16 protein-coding genes and 1 pseudogene are annotated in these 14,938 nt (G+C 59.8%); 4 read left to right on the forward strand and 13 right to left on the reverse strand.

Annotated elements, in window-relative coordinates:
* A partial coding sequence (locus tag AC1DMK_RS28985) for a transposase (RefSeq protein WP_477863763.1) occupies positions 1–198 on the forward strand: 198 nt, incomplete at its 5' end.
* A gap of 276 nt (positions 199–474) precedes the next feature.
* On the forward strand, positions 475–1,347 hold the full coding sequence (locus AC1DMK_RS28990) for an LssY C-terminal domain-containing protein (protein WP_477863764.1): 873 nt from the start codon (positions 475–477) through the stop codon (positions 1,345–1,347).
* A gap of 91 nt (positions 1,348–1,438) precedes the next feature.
* On the opposite strand, the pseudogene AC1DMK_RS28995 reads toward AC1DMK_RS28990, so the two are convergent.
* From AC1DMK_RS28995 to AC1DMK_RS29015, 5 genes and pseudogenes are all read right to left on the reverse strand, one after another.
* Positions 1,439–1,997: pseudogene (locus AC1DMK_RS28995) on the reverse strand (IS3 family transposase); the annotation flags it as partial.
* A gap of 107 nt (positions 1,998–2,104) precedes the next feature.
* Positions 2,105–2,998 carry an NmrA family NAD(P)-binding protein gene (locus AC1DMK_RS29000; protein ID WP_477863765.1) on the reverse strand — a complete coding sequence of 298 codons (894 nt, stop codon included), beginning with the start codon at positions 2,996–2,998 and terminating at the stop codon, positions 2,105–2,107.
* A 72-nt stretch (positions 2,999–3,070) separates the two neighbouring features.
* Positions 3,071–3,496 (reverse strand): MarR family winged helix-turn-helix transcriptional regulator, encoded by a 426-nt coding sequence (locus tag AC1DMK_RS29005; RefSeq protein ID WP_477863766.1) that lies wholly within the window; start codon positions 3,494–3,496, stop codon positions 3,071–3,073.
* A 137-nt stretch (positions 3,497–3,633) separates the two neighbouring features.
* The gene (locus tag AC1DMK_RS29010) at positions 3,634–4,605 is read right to left on the reverse strand and encodes an alpha/beta fold hydrolase (RefSeq protein WP_477863767.1); all 972 of its coding nucleotides are present in this window, start codon (positions 4,603–4,605) and stop codon (positions 3,634–3,636) included.
* Positions 4,606–4,703: 98 nt separating this feature from the next.
* Positions 4,704–5,390 (reverse strand): glutathione S-transferase family protein, encoded by a 687-nt coding sequence (locus tag AC1DMK_RS29015; protein ID WP_477863768.1) that lies wholly within the window; start codon positions 5,388–5,390, stop codon positions 4,704–4,706.
* 111 nt (positions 5,391–5,501) lie between these two features.
* Here AC1DMK_RS29015 and AC1DMK_RS29020 point away from each other — a divergent pair, with 111 nt between their 5' ends.
* Positions 5,502–6,074, forward strand: a complete 573-nt coding sequence (locus AC1DMK_RS29020; RefSeq protein ID WP_477863769.1) for a TetR/AcrR family transcriptional regulator — start codon at positions 5,502–5,504, stop codon at positions 6,072–6,074.
* A 539-nt stretch (positions 6,075–6,613) separates the two neighbouring features.
* Here the strand turns inward: AC1DMK_RS29020 and AC1DMK_RS29025 are convergent.
* The 3 genes from AC1DMK_RS29025 to AC1DMK_RS29035 form a co-directional block, all read right to left on the reverse strand.
* A complete protein-coding gene (locus AC1DMK_RS29025; protein ID WP_477863785.1) occupies positions 6,614–7,114 on the reverse strand; it encodes an NUDIX hydrolase in 501 nt (166 codons plus the stop codon).
* 100 nt (positions 7,115–7,214) lie between these two features.
* Positions 7,215–7,772 carry a rhodanese-like domain-containing protein gene (locus AC1DMK_RS29030; protein WP_477863770.1) on the reverse strand — a complete coding sequence of 186 codons (558 nt, stop codon included), beginning with the start codon at positions 7,770–7,772 and terminating at the stop codon, positions 7,215–7,217.
* Positions 7,773–7,860: 88 nt separating this feature from the next.
* Positions 7,861–8,802 carry a HEPN domain-containing protein gene (locus AC1DMK_RS29035; protein ID WP_477863771.1) on the reverse strand — a complete coding sequence of 314 codons (942 nt, stop codon included), beginning with the start codon at positions 8,800–8,802 and terminating at the stop codon, positions 7,861–7,863.
* A 689-nt stretch (positions 8,803–9,491) separates the two neighbouring features.
* Here AC1DMK_RS29035 and AC1DMK_RS29040 point away from each other — a divergent pair.
* A complete protein-coding gene (locus AC1DMK_RS29040; RefSeq protein ID WP_477863772.1) occupies positions 9,492–9,716 on the forward strand; it encodes a hypothetical protein in 225 nt (74 codons plus the stop codon).
* An 87-nt stretch (positions 9,717–9,803) separates the two neighbouring features.
* On the opposite strand, the gene atzF is transcribed toward AC1DMK_RS29040, so the two are convergent.
* Genes atzF through AC1DMK_RS29065 form a run of 5 tightly spaced genes read right to left on the reverse strand, consistent with a single transcriptional unit; the run spans position 9,804 to position 14,937 of the window.
* Positions 9,804–11,636, reverse strand: a complete 1,833-nt coding sequence (gene atzF, locus AC1DMK_RS29045) for an allophanate hydrolase (protein WP_477863773.1) — start codon at positions 11,634–11,636, stop codon at positions 9,804–9,806.
* Between the two features lie 9 nt (positions 11,637–11,645).
* Positions 11,646–12,281 (reverse strand): cysteine hydrolase family protein, encoded by a 636-nt coding sequence (locus tag AC1DMK_RS29050; protein ID WP_477863774.1) that lies wholly within the window; start codon positions 12,279–12,281, stop codon positions 11,646–11,648.
* A complete protein-coding gene (locus AC1DMK_RS29055) occupies positions 12,274–12,900 on the reverse strand; it encodes a cysteine hydrolase family protein (RefSeq protein WP_477863786.1) in 627 nt (208 codons plus the stop codon). The genes AC1DMK_RS29050 and AC1DMK_RS29055 overlap by 8 nt, the downstream gene beginning before the upstream one ends.
* Before the next feature lie 56 nt (positions 12,901–12,956).
* A complete protein-coding gene (locus AC1DMK_RS29060; protein WP_477863775.1) occupies positions 12,957–14,105 on the reverse strand; it encodes an ABC transporter ATP-binding protein in 1,149 nt (382 codons plus the stop codon).
* A gap of 10 nt (positions 14,106–14,115) precedes the next feature.
* Positions 14,116–14,937 (reverse strand): carbohydrate ABC transporter permease, encoded by an 822-nt coding sequence (locus tag AC1DMK_RS29065; protein WP_037067198.1) that lies wholly within the window; start codon positions 14,935–14,937, stop codon positions 14,116–14,118.
* Between the last annotated feature and the right edge of the window lies 1 nt (position 14,938).

The following is a 14,938-nucleotide window of genomic DNA, read 5'->3' on the forward strand; positions in this document are numbered from 1 at the left end:
CTCAACGGCGAAATCAAGCGCCGCACCGAGGTCGTCGGCATCTTTCCGAACGACGAWGCCATCGTCCGTCTCGTCGGCGCACTGCTGCTCGAACAGAATGAYGAATGGGCCGTCCAACGSGCCAGGTAYATGACSCTTGAGACCATGGCSCAAATGAGCGATGAYCCGCAAATCAGTTTGCCCGCTGTGGCACGYTGATATCCCTCCGGCCCTATGTCGGAAAGCACGGCCACCAGCCGCGACCTACACCACTTCCAGGGACACGATCCCGAAGCCTGCTGTCCACTTGTAGGGGCATCCTGTTCAATGCGGCGTTATGGAGCAAGGGCCACATGGTTCCGCTAGCGTGTGGTGGGGGTTCGCTCGATATGGCCCACAGCGCTATCATTTGCATACTCTCGGGTGCTAAAATCCCTGAGACGAACAGCGAGTGCGACTGCCAGCCCATCAGACGCCAGACGAGGAGACTGTGTCTTGAGATTGCTGACGCGCCTTTTCCGGAGGTTTCTGGTTTTCTGTCTGGGTGTACTCAGCGTTTGGCTGATCGTCTTCGTTGTTTTCGATACTGCGGACCATAGGTTTCCATGGCTCGTTGCGGTGTGCCTCACATATGGCCTGACTGCTTACGTCATTCTTCCGAACGTGGTCCGACTGTCCCTGAAGGTTCTTCATCGGGGGCTGATCCCCAGATACACGATCACGGCCGATGGACTGCCCGGCGATCCTATAAATTTCGCCCTCATCGGCAATCTTCAACAACTCCGCGAGGCCTTTGCAACGGCGGGCTGGTCCACGGCCGACCATTTGGGGATTGCAAGCTCGTTGCGAATGATACGCGCTTTCCTGATGAACTCTGCCTATCCCACCGCACCTTTCAGCACCTTCTATCTCTTTGGACGACGGCAGGACATAGGATTCCAGGAGCCCATCGACGATAGCCCCCGCAAGCGCCATCACATCCGTTTCTGGGCCCTTAGCCTTGCCCATTCCGAGGACGACATGAGCGCGGCGAGCTTCTGGTTGAATACCGACAGGCCATCGCCCGAGGAGCGCGTCCTATGGGTTGGGGCGGGTACGAGAGATACCGGGCTTTCTCTGACTTGGCTAACATTCCAAGTCACACATAAGACCGATTCCGATACGAACGCCGAGCGCGACTACATAGTCAATGAACTGAGGGCAAAGCAAGTAATCGGGGAGGTCGCGCGGCACCAATCTGGCTCCCGTTTGAACCCCGGAAAGGTCAACCATTACACTACCGATGGTGAGATCGCTTTTGCCCACTTGACTATCAGTGCCACGGGTGGCGGCCACGCCGATACCGTTGTCAGGCCGGATACACCCTGATCCGACCAACCAGACCGAATGAATTCAAAGAGAGCTGGCTCGGTTTGTCTGAACAGTTTGCGGCGTTTCGCTAAGTGGATTTCCGCCATTGTTATGCTGCGGCCTTCATTGGCATCAGCGCGTTGAAGTAAGCCTGATCCGGCGTCTGCCGGTCAAGGGATGAGTGTGGGCGTCGAGTATTGTAAAAGGTCAGATAGCGGCCAATCCCAGCGCGGGCCTCGGGCACGGTGTTGTAGGCATGGAGATAGACTTCCTCGTATTTAATCGACCGCCAGAGTCGCTCGACAAAGACGTTGTCCCGCCAAGCGCCCTTGCCATCCATCGAGATAGCGATCTCAGCCTTCTTCAGCACCGCTGTGAAGTCGATGGACGTGAACTGTGATCCCTGGTCCGTGTTGTCGCGACAATGCAAGCATTGCGCTGAGATGTCGGGCTTGCATAGCGGGCAAGCGTTCCTCGACCGCTTCTATACAGAAGGCCGTCCCCATCGTGATCGACAGCCGCCAAGAAAGCACTCGGCGACTGAACCAATCGACGACAGCGCAGAGATAGACGAACCCCCGCGCCATTGGGCCGTAGCTGATGTCCATAGCCCAGACTTGGTTGGGCCTGGTCACCGCCAGCTTCCTCAGCAGGTAGGGATAAACCTTAACAGGCGATCAGACGGCATGCGGGCGAGCAGCGCTTGGCTCCGCTCGCCTCAAGCAGAGATCAGGGCCGGGATGGCTCAGTGGCATTGGAGCCTGCCGGAAGCACCTCACGCCGCCGCATCGAGACTGTCGAAGGCGGCCCGGTGCGACGTGACGAAGTCCTGAACGGTCATAGGCGGCTTGCCCGTCACTTCGGCAATGATCTTGTCGGCGCCCGAGAAGATGCCGTTCTGATAATCGACGGCGATCGCGCAGAAATGCTGGATCAGAAACTCAGGCAAGCCGAACTTTTCCAGGCGCTCGCGATAGGCGGGGATGGTCAGCGGCTGGTAGCTGATCTTGCGGCCGAGCACCTCGCTGATGGCTGCTGCGATGCCCGGCTGGTCGAGTTCGGTCGGCCCGTGGAGCGTGTAGGTCTTGCCGATATGGGTGGCCGGCTCCGCCAGGATTGCGGCGATCAGGCGGGCCTGGTCCTCGGCCGCGATCGGGGCATGACGACCGGCGCCATAGGGCAGATCGATAATGCTCTGCTCGACGATGGTCTTGCGCGCAAACGGATAGAGCAGCCATTGTGAGAAGAAGGTCGGGCGCAGGTGCACGGTCGGAACACCCGACCAGTCGAAAATCCGCTCGGCGATCCAGTGGTCGCGCGCCGCATGGCTCTTGGAGCCTTCGCGCGCCGAGATCTGCGACATGTTGATCACGGCCTTCAGCCCGGCGCGCTTGGCCGCGTCTGCGAAATATGCCGTCGTCTGGATGATGCCAGGACGGACGGGATAGCAGAAATAGGCGGCAGTGGTGCCGGACGCGGCGCGGATCACGTCGTCATGCTCGAAGAGGTCGCCAACGACAACCTCCGCACCTTCGCTCCGAAGCGCCTCGGCACGCTCGTCTTGCCTGTGGACCATCGCTCTGACGGAATGGCCTTTCTCGAGCAGGTGCTGGACCGTGTAGCGGCCGGTCTCACCCGTAGCGCCGGTAACGAGGAACTTGTTGGTCATTTCTTATCTCCTTGGAGCGGTTGAATTAAAGATATGTGTGTAATTACACATATTAAGTCAAAAAAAGGGGAGCTATGCGCCCAGGTTCAGCTCCAGAATCTCATCGCGCATGCGCACGGCGCGGTCTTGTCCGACCTCCCGCTCAAATGCGGCCTGGGCGTTTTTCCAAAGGGGCACAGCCTCCGCCACCTTGTCCAGGCCCGAGCGGGAGAGCCCGACATCAAAGGACCGGCCGCTATTGGCTCTACCTGCCACAACCCATCCGGCCGCCTGCAGCGGCTTCAGCGCGCGGACCAACGTCGTGCGCTCCATGCTCAGCATACGCGCCAGATCGGTGATTTTGAGACTCTCGTAGGCTTCCAGCAGCGACAGAATCGAGAACTGCGAGACAGACAGACCGGCCGGTGCCAGATGAGTATCATAAAGACGGCTCAGATGCCGCGCGTTCTGGCGGGCGGCAAGGGCGTAACAGAGATGAGGACCAGTGGGTATCGGCATGGGGTATAGCTAAATGTGTAATTGCACAGTGTCAAGCCCGAGCCTTTTCATGTCGCGTTGAACATCGGTGCAAGGGCGCTCAAAGGCGCCGGCGGCCAGGCTACGGCCAGGCCCCCGGCATTTTGAACGAGGCAGCGTCAGCCGCGAAGGAACGCCAGCAGGTCAGCGTTCAAGCGGTCCTTGTCGACATGCAGCAATCCGTGGGAGCCGCCTTCGTAGACGATGAGCTTGGCATGCGGTAGGAGCCCGGCGGTCAGTTTCGCTGAAATCTCCAGCGGGACGATCTGATCGTCACTGCCATGGATCACCAGCGCGGGCACGGTGATCTTCTTAAGGTCATCACGGAAATCGGTCTCCGAGAAGGCGCCGAGCGCATGGTAGGCGGCAAGAAAGCCTGTTGCCTGCCCCTGCCGCCAGTAGCTCTCCCGCAGGCCCTCCGAGATGTCCGCCCCCGGCCGATTGAAGCTGTAATACGGCATGGTGACGTCGAGATTCCATTGCGACCGGTTTGCCTGCACGGCGGCGCGGAACGTATCGAACAGCTCCTTCGGCGCACCGGTCGGGTTGGTCGCGGTCTTGAGCAGGAAAGGCGTCACAGAGGAGACGAAGGCGACCTTGGCGACGCGGCTCTGGCCGTGACGCGCGACGTAGCGTGCCACCTCGCCACCACCCATCGAATGGCCGACGAAGGTTGCCTCGCGCAGATCAAGCGCCTCGACCAGCTGGGCCAGGTCGTCGGCGAAGGTGTCGTAGTCGTAGCCGTTGGACGGCTGGCTCGACCGTCCAAAGCCCCGACGGTCATGGGCGATGACGCGATAGCCGTTCTGCAGCAGGAAGAACATCTGGTCCTCCCAGGCGTCGGATGAAAGCGGATAGCCATGGCTGAACACCACGGCCGGCCCGGTGCCCCAATCCTTGAAGTAGAGGCTGGTGCCGTCTTTCGTGACGAGATGATCGCCCGTCGGCTTGCCGGCACGGGCTGACGCGGGTGATTTTGCATCGGCCGGGGTCGCGCCGGCAGCGGTAGCCGCTAGTCCGACGCCGGCGAGGGCAACCCCTTTCAGCAGGTTGCGCCGCAAAGCGCTATCGGGTGTTGTGATCGTAGACATGAGTGACCTCCGTGAGAATTATGCCGACTGAGGCGGCGTGATGGAAGGATGTGGTTGGACACATCTGTGGGTTCTTCGAACCGCCTTCGTGTGAGGGATTAGAAGCCGAGCCTGCGCAGGTCCTCGGTCACGAACATCTGGCCGCTGCGGTTCTTGACGCTCGGCAGCTCTGAGACCTTTGCGCGCCAGGCGTTCAACGCGGTGTAGGCCTCGGGCACCGCAATGCCCGCAGCGTCTGCGAACATCAGCCCGGCAAATACTGTGATGTCGGCCATCGAGAATGCATGGCCCGCGGCGAACGAATGGTCCCGCAACACCGTGTCGAAATATCTCATGCCGGCAATCGCCTTGTCGCGCTGACGGTTGCCCCATTCCTGGCGGCCGGCCCATTCGGGGCTTTTGAACACCTGCAGATCGGGACCCAGACCCGGCGTTGCATGGTGGAAGTAATTGCCGACCGCGTCGAGCAGCTCGGTTTCCGCCCGCTTCTGCATCATATGGATGACAGCCTTCTCTTTCGGCGTCTTGCCGGTGAGCTTCGGGTCACCATTGAGATTGTCGAGATATTCGGTGATGGCGGTCGCCTCACTGATAAAGGTGCCGTCGTCGAGCTGGAGGACCGGCAGCACGCCCAAGGGGTTCTTTTCGAGGAAGGCGGGTTGCTTGTGTTCGGCGGCGATGAGGTCGACGGAGACGAACTCGACCTGGGGTTCGAGGCCCTTTTCAGCAAGGACGATGCGAATACGGGCCGGATTGGGAAAGCCCGGGCGATCGAAGATTTTCATGGGAGGATCCTTTAGTTGTATGTCTATCGATAGATAGGTTACGCCAACCGATTAGTCCTTCCCTTTCTCGGCGTCAACAACTATCTATCGAGTGATAGGTATGGAACGGCGATGGCTAGAACGAAAAACGATATGCGAGAGGCAGTCATGGTGGCTGCGAAGGCGACGGTGCAGGCCCACGGCTACAATGCCCTCAGCTTTCGGGAGCTCGCGAAAGAGGTCGGCATCAAAAGTGCCAGCGTGCACTACCACTTCCCCACCAAAGGCGACCTCGGCGCTGCATTGGCCCGTCGCTATACCGAGGAAGGGGCAGCCTATCTGGCGGAGCTCCTGGCGACGTCCGAAGACGCGGCGTGGTGCATGGACAGATACGCGGAGATCTTTCGCTCTGCCCTGGCCAACGACAATCGCATGTGCCTGTGCGGCATCATGAGCGCGGAACTCGACGACCTTCCCCCAGAGGTCCGGGCCGAGGTCGATAAATTCGCCGCGATGAACGTCGGCTGGCTTACAAAGGTGCTCTCACGGGCAAGGCCTTCGGCGAGCGAGCAGGATCTGCAGGAACACGGGATGGCGATCTTTGCTGCCATCGAGGGGGCCCAATTAATCGCACGCGGCTGCCAGGACATCAGCATTTACGATCGCACGATCCGGGCCTATCGGACTGCGGGCCTTATTCTGTGAAGCTCGTCCGGCAGTTGCCTCGCGTAAAACGGAATAGGTGGTTTTCCGCTAAGATCAGGGAACGCTATGCAGCCATTCGCCAAAGCCGACATCGCCGCCGTCCGCAAGGTTCGCTTAGTCCTGACCGATATGGACGAAACCCTGACATACAAGGGGCAGCTATCGGCCGAAACATATGCTGCCTTGAAAACCTTCAAAGTGCCGGGGTCAATACCGAGCGTGGTGCCGTCCTATACACTGGCGGTTCCACCAACAATGCGCCGATGTTTTCGTTTTTCGGGCATACAGTCGGTGTCAGCACCGTCACCAACTATCTTGATGATCTTCCCGATCTTCCGCGCTGGATTACCAAGGGACCAAGTGGCTCCGGGTTTGTTGAAGCGGCAAAAGCGGTTATCGCATCGCGATTTTGACGCTGAGCAAATTGGCTGTGCCACTCATGGCGGATCCGCGAGCGGTATCGACGCTGGGCCAATGACCCGTCGCATAGTCACTCGACCGCCCAGGCGAAGCGGGATCCACCCGGTAATGGCGATGGCTTACTCTTCTGCCGACTTTGCGCTCAGCGTTGCTTCGAGCGTGGTGAACAGACCGCGCAGTTCTGGTTCCTCGACCAGCCGTCCGGCTTCTGCGAGCCGGACCCATGCAAGTTGTCGTTGACCGTGTTCCTTGAATGTCTCGGCAATCGCCTCGACCTCAAGCGTGAAGACTTCCACAAGGCAAGGAACACTTTGACCGTCGTCCAGCCGTTTCAGATAACTGTAACGACCGATCGGCTTCTTGCTCTCCTTGCCCCTTATGCCGGCCTCCTCGAATGCCTCTCGCGCGGCGACTTCCCGCGGGCTCTTGTTTTTCATAGGGCCACCCTTGGAAATGACCCAACGCTTCGATCCACGTGCGGTTATGAGCAATGCTTCATACGACCCATCATCAGCATTCTTTCGGTAACAGATTGCACCATACTGCTCACGCCACTGTTCTCGAAACAGCGCGCCAGCATGCTTGGCCAGCTTGGAAAGAGGTGTCTTTTTCTTTGGCACGAGATTCTTAATTAGACTGGTTTTCAGCGCCGGATCCTGGAGTGTGATGTGCAATCGATTGCGATTCTTCTTTTACGATCGCGCAGCTTTCATCCTTCGCTCAGTCCGAGAAGCTGAGATAATAGGCGCGGACATCTGTATATCCAGCGCGGACGGCGGCGATGGCGGCGAGGGCAGCGCGCCCGCCTCCGTCACAATGGGTGACGATATGATCGCCCGGCTGAAAGCCGACGTCGGATAACATCTGTCGAAGGTCTGATGCCGGCCGAACCAGACCGTTGTCGAGCAGATTTGCGTGCGGAAGCAGGCGCGCGCTCGGCAGATGACCGCCACGTGCATTGTTTCTCAGATCGGTACCCGAGAACTCGCTTGGCGTTCGGGCATCGAAAATTCGGACGTTGCCTTTCAGTTCTACGATCCCGAATGTGCATGCCCAGATGATATTCACAATAAAGCCGACGGTCCCGGTGAGCGCCGTGACAGCGGTGAGGCCCTTTCCGTCCAGTTCGCGTACGTGCACAACATCTTTTCCAAATGGGAAGGCCGAGATCTTCGCCATCTCCAGGGCGGCCCGTGAGATCGGCAAGCCGACGATGGAAACGGCTGCAACCAGAGCACCGAGCAGCCAGAGGCAGGCAAGGTACCAGCCGCCGAACACGAACTAGATTATGTTACCAACAAATCGCATCAGAACTCCTCCAACGAATACGAATGCTCAAAAGTGCGTTGTGAAGGCCGCGTGTATCTCAGTCCCGAACCGCTAACGCCTCCAGGCAGATTGCCTCGACGCGCTCCTGTAGGACTGTGACTCGCTCGACCAGCCAGGCGAGGTCGTCGGCACTGATCTCGTAAGCCGGCGAATAGCGGGCTTCGACATAGGCGCGCGATAGGAGTTCGAAGCGCCGTCGGGCAATCCGGTTGTCGCGCGGCCAGGACTCGATCAGCCGCTTGTCCAGATCTTCGGCCTTGGAGCGCAACACCTTGATGCGGTGCGATTTCGGACTATAGAGCGTGAGCGTCAGCAGAAGGCAGTGATAAAGTCGTTCAGTCGCCTGGTGTAAATTGAACACAGCAAGATTTAGACCGTCCAAACCACGATAGAGTTCAACGCCAGCAAGAAGCTTATCGACGTCAGGATACCACTGTTCGAAATTGCGCTGGGCCTCTTCTCGCGCCTGTTCCTTGTTTAGAGGCTTCGGCTGGGCGAGGGGATGTCCTTCCTCCTCATAGAGAACCCTGCCATCCCTTGCGATATCGACGAAGAAGGGGCGGCCGCGCCAGAGTTGGTCGTTGACGTCATGTAGGCTATGGACGATCGGAATGACCGGGGTCTCAATCCGGTGGGCGATCTGTTCCTGCAACAATCGCTCGTCGAGCGAAAGCCACAGTTCCTGCTCCTGCGCAAAGCTCTCCGAATTGACGACGACAAGCAGATCATAATCAGAGCGGTAGCCGCTCAACCGATCTTCCACCCAGCCGCCTCGGGCATAGGAACCATAGAGGATCACCTTGAGGATCTGACTGTTGGCGCGCTTGGCCGACTGCTTGGTGGCGCGGAACTGCTCCACTTCGGCAAAGATGATTTCCAGCACGCGCGCAAGCTCGCGACGCTTGTTGGCCGGCAGATATTCGAGAGTGTCGGTCAAAGTCAAAGCCGCATCAAAACCTTCGGTGGGATTCGTGTCCATCGTAACGGCTCGCCCGATATTTATCACCCAAAGCTTTTACGGGAAATCGCCAAAACATGCAATTAAAAGATGAGTTTTGGTAACACAAAGCAGGGCGTCAAGGCGCGACCTTCACCCCGCAGAGAAAGCGAGAAGCACGATGGTGGCAACCACATCGCCATAGGATGAACGTTGCCACCATTAGGAAGTTTGCTATCCGCCAACAGAGATTTATGGGAATTCGCGGCGCGATTCACCCTCCGTTCCGTCTTAGCGCAGGATTTTGAACTGCTCTTGTCCTGACCCCATTCTGCCCTTAGGGCTAGGATCGCCTCGCCTCGCCTCGCCTCGCCGCGTCTTGACGGCGTCGTCGGGCGAAGTCTGCGCCTTGTCAGTTATCTGATCACCTATTCTTCAGGGAGACGCCGCGAGAGCGATGCCGGTCTCATCGAAAAGCGATGAGCGGGTGCTGTCGATGCGGATGCCAACCGTTTCGCCGATGCGCAAAGCACAGCTCGATTGCGACGTCTTCCAGCTCTCTATTGCTTTCGGGAAGCAGTGGTTCAATGCTTGCCAAGGTGACCATATTTTGCCGCCTTTTATGCGGTTAGATTTCTCTTTGAGATCATAATGCTAGGTGTTGCAGCTGTAAAGCAAACGGGGGTTGCTCGGGAGTGCCGAGCCGAGCCCCAGCAAGGAAAGGACGGACCATGACAGAGGATAACGTTTTTTACGTCGGTGTCGATGTCTCGAAAGCCAAGCATGCGATCGCAATTGCCGAGGGCGGACGCAATGGAGAAGTTCGGTATTTTGGCGAGATCGAGGCGACGCCGGCGGCCGTGGAACGGTTCGTGCGCAAGTTGGAGAGCAAGTCTCGACACCTGCACTTCTGCTACGAAGCGGGTCCGACCGGTTATGGGCTTGGTCCCGCATGATCGACGCAATATCGCCTGGCATTACTCTACAACGCACGCGCCGCCGGAATTGAGAAGACGCTCGTTAAATTGCAAGTGATGTCCGCATCAAGCGCTTTGACTTGTGACGTATTCGCGCCAGCCGCCATAGGAGGTTATATCCGACTGGCTCTCGGTCGCCGTGGTCTCGCATAGGAAGCCGGTCACCGTCGAACCGTCGTCAAGCGACACCTTGCCGACGCCAAGAGGTGCCGGAATACTTCCGATGAAATCGCCGAAGCCGGCAAGCGGCAGCGCCCAGACCTCGACGGCAACAGACGCACCGTCATTGGCCACGCGGATCAGGCCGGGCTTGGGCGGCACGGTTCCAGTCAGCGCAAAGAGGCGGTAGTCGCCGGTGGTCTTGGCTGTTCGCCGGAAGAAGCCGCCGCGTTCCTTCAGTTCACGGTTGAGCGGCATGCCCGACAGATGCGCTCCCACCACGGCGATCTCGCGATAGTCAGCGGATAATGCCGGCTCTTCGGCATCCGGATAGGGATTGTCAAACTTTGCAAGGTTTAGGCCGGTCGCTCTGTGGAAGGCGGCTGCGATGCCAGCGGCGCGCGCCTCCTCGAAACCGGGCGCAAGGAAGGTGACGCCGAGCGGCAGGCCATCCGCACGAAAGCCGTTCGGCACGGCAATGCCGCACAGGCCCATCAGGTTGACGAAGTTGGTGTAGATGCCAAGGTTGCTGTTGAGCTGGATCGGGTCCGCGGCGATCTCGTCCTTGGTGTAGATCGTCGGCGTCGTGGGCACCATCAGCACAGCTATGTCCTGCCAGACCGCACGCGTATCACGCTTCAGCTCCGCGATGCGGTGGATGGCAGCGAAGGTGTCGAGTGCCGAGAAATTGCCGGACCGCGACAGGATCTGGCGGGTGACGGGATGGATCGCCTCGCCGTATTTCTCAAGCACGCTGTCGAGGCTGAGTGCACGCTCGGAAATCCAAGGGCCTTCGTAAAGAACGCGCTGAGTGTCTTCGAAGGGCGCAAAATCGACCTCGACCTTCTCGCCGCCCATCGCGATCAGGCGCGCGATTGCTTCGTCGAAAAGCCGTTCGGCTTCGGCATCGCCGAAGAAGCGCAGTGCTCCACCGGCCGGCACGCCGAAACGGAAATGCGGCGGCGGAGCAACGGGCGTCAGCGGCACCGCATCGGCTTCCGGCTTCGAAAAGGGATAGGAGGGATCATAGCCGGCGATGAGATCGAGCACCTTCATGCCGTCTTCGACCGTCAGCGCAAAGACCGAAAGCGTTTCGATGGTCTTCACACAGCCGCCGCCGGAAACGCAGGCATTGCTGACGAGGCCAGGCGTCGGCTTGATGCCGACGATATTGTTGAAGCCGGCCGGAACACGGCCGGAGCCGGCGGCATCGTTGGCGATGGAGAAACTGGAAAGCCCGGCCGCGACCGAGACACCGGAACCGGAGCTGGAACCGCCGGAGATAAAGCGATCGTCGAACACGGACGAGCAGGCGCCATAGGGGGAGCGCATGCCGACAAGCCCGATGCCGAACTGGTCCATGTTGGTCTTCCCGATCAGAAGCGCGCCGGCGTCAAAGATACGATCGAGCGCCTGGCCGGTGGAGGTGGCGACATAAGCGCCTTCCTTCAGTGCATTGGTGGTGGGCAGACCGATGATGTCGTTGCAGTCCTTGACCGAAAATGGAATGCCCCAGAGCGGGCGTCCGTCATAGCCCTGCGCCTCAAGCTCTTTCGCGCTAGCAAGCGCCATCTCCCGGGAAACGAGGTGAATCCAGACGTGGTCTTCGCCCCGGCCTGCGATGCGGTCGTAGATCGCGTTGATGATGTGGCTCGGCGTCAATGCCCCGCTGGCATAGCCCTTCGTCAGGGTAACGAGATCAAGGCTGCCGGTGGCGTCGAACCAAGGCGTTTCGAACATGATAGTCTCCTAAAGGCTTTTGAGGGCCGAATGAATTTCGGCTGAGGTGGCGACCGTGCCAAACAGGCCGTTGCCGAAGGTGGTGATGCGAAGCTGGGCGTCGTGCCGTGCCACAGATGTACCCTTGCACGCATCGGAGACGGCGAGGCACTCGAAACCCTTGTCGTTTGCCGCGCGCTGGGTGGCGTGCACAAGACCTTCGGTCGGAAGGCCGGTGACGAGAAGATTGCGGATGCCCCGTTGTCGCAGCGTCTCCTCGAGGCCAGTGCTGAAGAAGGCGTTGTCGCCGGCTGGATCGACGAAGATGGCGTCCCCCGGTAGGCGAAGGCGCGCGCTGAACCCCCATTCGGAGCTGCCGCGTTCGGGAATGGGATCGCCGAGCAACCGCCTGCGAGCGGCCAGCGGGCTTTCCTCAGGGCCATAGCCACGACGGGCGGCCACGGTCGCGATACCGAGGGCGGAGGTGGCGGCGAGCAGGCGGAGCGCGACGGATAGTTCGGCATCGGCGTCCAGCGTCGCCACCGGAGCCTGCTGAAAGCCAAGCAGCAAAAGTGCGGTATCGGCGGCGGACCACGTTCCGTCAAAGGGCCAGGCATAGGGATTGGCCGCAACGGCGGCGAAAAGGCCGTTCGTGACCTCAGTCATCGGCCTTCTCCAGCATGGCGCGAAAGGCTACGCGGTTCGAAACACCGCCCCAGCGCCCGCCATAGGCCCTCAGGATTTCCAGCGTCGCCTCGTGGTTGGGACTTTCGACGGCGGCGGTGCAATCTTCGAGCAACACGCATTCAATGCCGAACTCGTAGCCGTCGCGAATGGTCGACTGCACGCAGCAATCGGAGGTCACGCCGGCGACGACCAGCCGTGAAATGCCGCGCTTTTTCAACTCATCGGCGAGTTCCGTGCGGTGAAACGATGATTTTCCCGGCTTGTTGATGATGATCTCATCCTGCAGCGGCGCAAGCTCGGGGATGATCTGCCAACCTAGCTCGCCATGAACGAGAATGCGGCCGTTCTTGCCGCTATCGCCGATGCCGAGGCCGTGGACGCGGGTGCGCCACTGCTTGTTGGGGTGAAGATCCGAAAGATCGCCAACATGTCCTTCGCGGGTGTGGATGACGGTGATGCCGGCGGCGCGTGCCGTATCCAGTGCGTCGCGGATCGGTTCGATCACCGCGCGGGTGTTGGAGACATCCTCGCCCAGCTGATCGATCCACCCGCCCGGTGCGCAGAAATCTACCTGCATGTCGATAATGATCAGAGCCATACGCGCTTTTTCGCCCGGGCCGCCGAGCGGCCAGAAATCCGGGTTCTCCTCGGGGCTCACAGCGTCGCTCCGGTTTCCGGATCGAAGAAAAGGATGAGCGACGGATCGACGGTGAAGCTGACGGCGTCGCCGCGCAGGATACGATTGCTGCTGTCGACCAATGCCTTGAGTTTCGGTGCAGTCTTCATCAGGTCGCGCTCGTCTTCCACCATGTTGGCATGGCCGATGGCGATGCCGTGGCCGTCCATATGGAGAAGAAGCGTGGCGCCGAGGTCTTCCACGAAGCTTGCCTCCGCGGCAAGCGTTCCAGCTGCTCCGGGCTGTGGGGCAACTTTCAAATGCTCTGGCCGGATGCCGAGGATGACCTTCTTTCCGATCCGGGGCGACAGACGTTCACCGGAAGTGCCGAGTGGCAGCAGAAAGTCGCCGCAGGATACGGCCGGATCACCTTCGTGAGAGACGACCGCCGCCTCCATGAAGTTGATCGGCGGCGAACCGATGAAGCTCGCGACGAACATGTTGGCCGGACTATCGTAAAGCCGGCGGGGCGTATCAAGCTGCTGGATCGAGCCCTTGTTCATCACCGCGACGCGGTGCCCCATGGTCATGGCCTCGACCTGATCATGCGTGACATAGACGGTGGTGACCGCCGTCATGCGCTGGAGGCGCGATATCTCCGCCCGCATCTGGCCGCGAAGGCGGGCATCGAGGTTGGAAAGCGGCTCGTCCATCAGAAAGGCATTGGGAGACCGGACGAGGGCACGGCCCATGGCGACGCGCTGGCGCTGGCCACCGGAAAGTCGGGCAGGCTTGCGGTCCATGAATTCGGTCAGTTCCAGGAGTTCGGCGGTTTCCCGCACCTTTTGCGCGATCACATCGGGCTTGACCCCGCGCACCTTGAGACCGAAGGCAATGTTTTCCGCGACGGTCAGGTGCGGATAAAGCGCGTAGGACTGGAAGACCATCGCAATGTCGCGGTCGCGCGGGGCAAGTTCGTTGGCGACCGTGTTGTTGATCTTCAGCGTACCGCCGGAAATATCCTCCAGCCCGGCGATCATGCGCAGAGCCGTAGTCTTGCCGCAACCCGATGGCCCCACAAGCACAATGAACTCACCGTCTTTGATGTCCAGGTTGAAGTCGGTCAGCGCGGCAGCCTTGCCGCCCGGGTAGGTTTTTGAGACGTTCTCGAACGAAATCTGGGCCATGCTGTCGGTCCTACTGTACGCCGTTGGTCGCGCCCTGAACGAAGTAGCGGTTCATGAACAGCGCCATCAGGACAATCGGGATCGTTGAAAAATGAGAGAGCGCGCCAAGCGTGCCCCAGGTGATGTCCTTCGTGCCGTAGGCGGTCAGCAAGGCGACTGAGATCGGCTTGGAATCGAGCGTGGTGAGGAACATGGGATGCAGGAAATCATTCCACGAGAACATCATGCAGAACAGGGCGCAGGCGATGATGCCGGAGCGGACGGAGGGCACGGCGACTTTGAGGAAAGATCCCATCTGCGTGCAGCCGTCGGTCAGGGCCGCTTCCTCCATGTCTGGCGGCAGCGCCTTGAAATAGGAGAACATCATCCACGTCACAAAGGCGCAGTTGAGCATCGTGTTGAACACGATCACCGCCCACCATGTACCGAGTAGCCCGACATCGCGCATCAGGAGATAGAAGGGGATAAGTGCTGCAATCGCCGGGATCATGCGGATCGCCAAAAAGAAATAGGCGAAGCCGGCGGAGAAGCGGGACTTGGAGCGGGCGAGCGCATAGCCGGCGGGCACGCCGAGAGCGAGCGACAGGAGTGTCGTGCCGATGCTGATGACCAGTGACGATCGGACCAGCGAGACGACGTCAAAAAGCGCGAAAGCTTGCCGGAACTGATCGAGCGTCGGTTCGAACGACAGGCGGGGCGGAACCGAAAAAATCTGGTTGGATGGCTTGTAAGCAGTCGAGATGAGCCAGCAGACCGGCAGGAGGAAAATTGCCGTGGCGATGAGGACAGTCGTTCTTTCGAAAACGATGCGACGTGTGGAAACCTTTGCCATC

This window comes from Rhizobium sp. 05L419 (genome assembly GCF_056397845.1).

Bases quoted from the DNA above. Each gene is read 5' to 3' on its own strand.
- AC1DMK_RS29000 (WP_477863765.1), bottom strand. From the start codon at position 2,998: ATGACCAACAAGTTCCTCGTTACCGGCGCTACGGGTGAGACCGGCCGC.
- AC1DMK_RS29005 (WP_477863766.1), bottom strand. From the start codon at position 3,496: ATGCCGATACCCACTGGTCCTCATCTCTGTTACGCCCTTGCCGCCCGC.
- AC1DMK_RS29010 (WP_477863767.1), bottom strand. From the start codon at position 4,605: ATGTCTACGATCACAACACCCGATAGCGCTTTGCGGCGCAACCTGCTG.
- AC1DMK_RS29015 (WP_477863768.1), bottom strand. From the start codon at position 5,390: ATGAAAATCTTCGATCGCCCGGGCTTTCCCAATCCGGCCCGTATTCGC.
- AC1DMK_RS29020 (WP_477863769.1), top strand. From the start codon at position 5,502: ATGGCTAGAACGAAAAACGATATGCGAGAGGCAGTCATGGTGGCTGCG.
- AC1DMK_RS29035 (WP_477863771.1), bottom strand. From the start codon at position 8,802: ATGGACACGAATCCCACCGAAGGTTTTGATGCGGCTTTGACTTTGACC.
- AC1DMK_RS29040 (WP_477863772.1), top strand. From the start codon at position 9,492: ATGACAGAGGATAACGTTTTTTACGTCGGTGTCGATGTCTCGAAAGCC.
- atzF (WP_477863773.1), bottom strand. From the start codon at position 11,636: ATGTTCGAAACGCCTTGGTTCGACGCCACCGGCAGCCTTGATCTCGTT.
- AC1DMK_RS29050 (WP_477863774.1), bottom strand. From the start codon at position 12,281: ATGACTGAGGTCACGAACGGCCTTTTCGCCGCCGTTGCGGCCAATCCC.
- AC1DMK_RS29055 (WP_477863786.1), bottom strand. From the start codon at position 12,900: ATGGCTCTGATCATTATCGACATGCAGGTAGATTTCTGCGCACCGGGC.
- AC1DMK_RS29060 (WP_477863775.1), bottom strand. From the start codon at position 14,105: ATGGCCCAGATTTCGTTCGAGAACGTCTCAAAAACCTACCCGGGCGGC.
- AC1DMK_RS29065 (WP_037067198.1), bottom strand. From the start codon at position 14,937: ATGGCAAAGGTTTCCACACGTCGCATCGTTTTCGAAAGAACGACTGTC.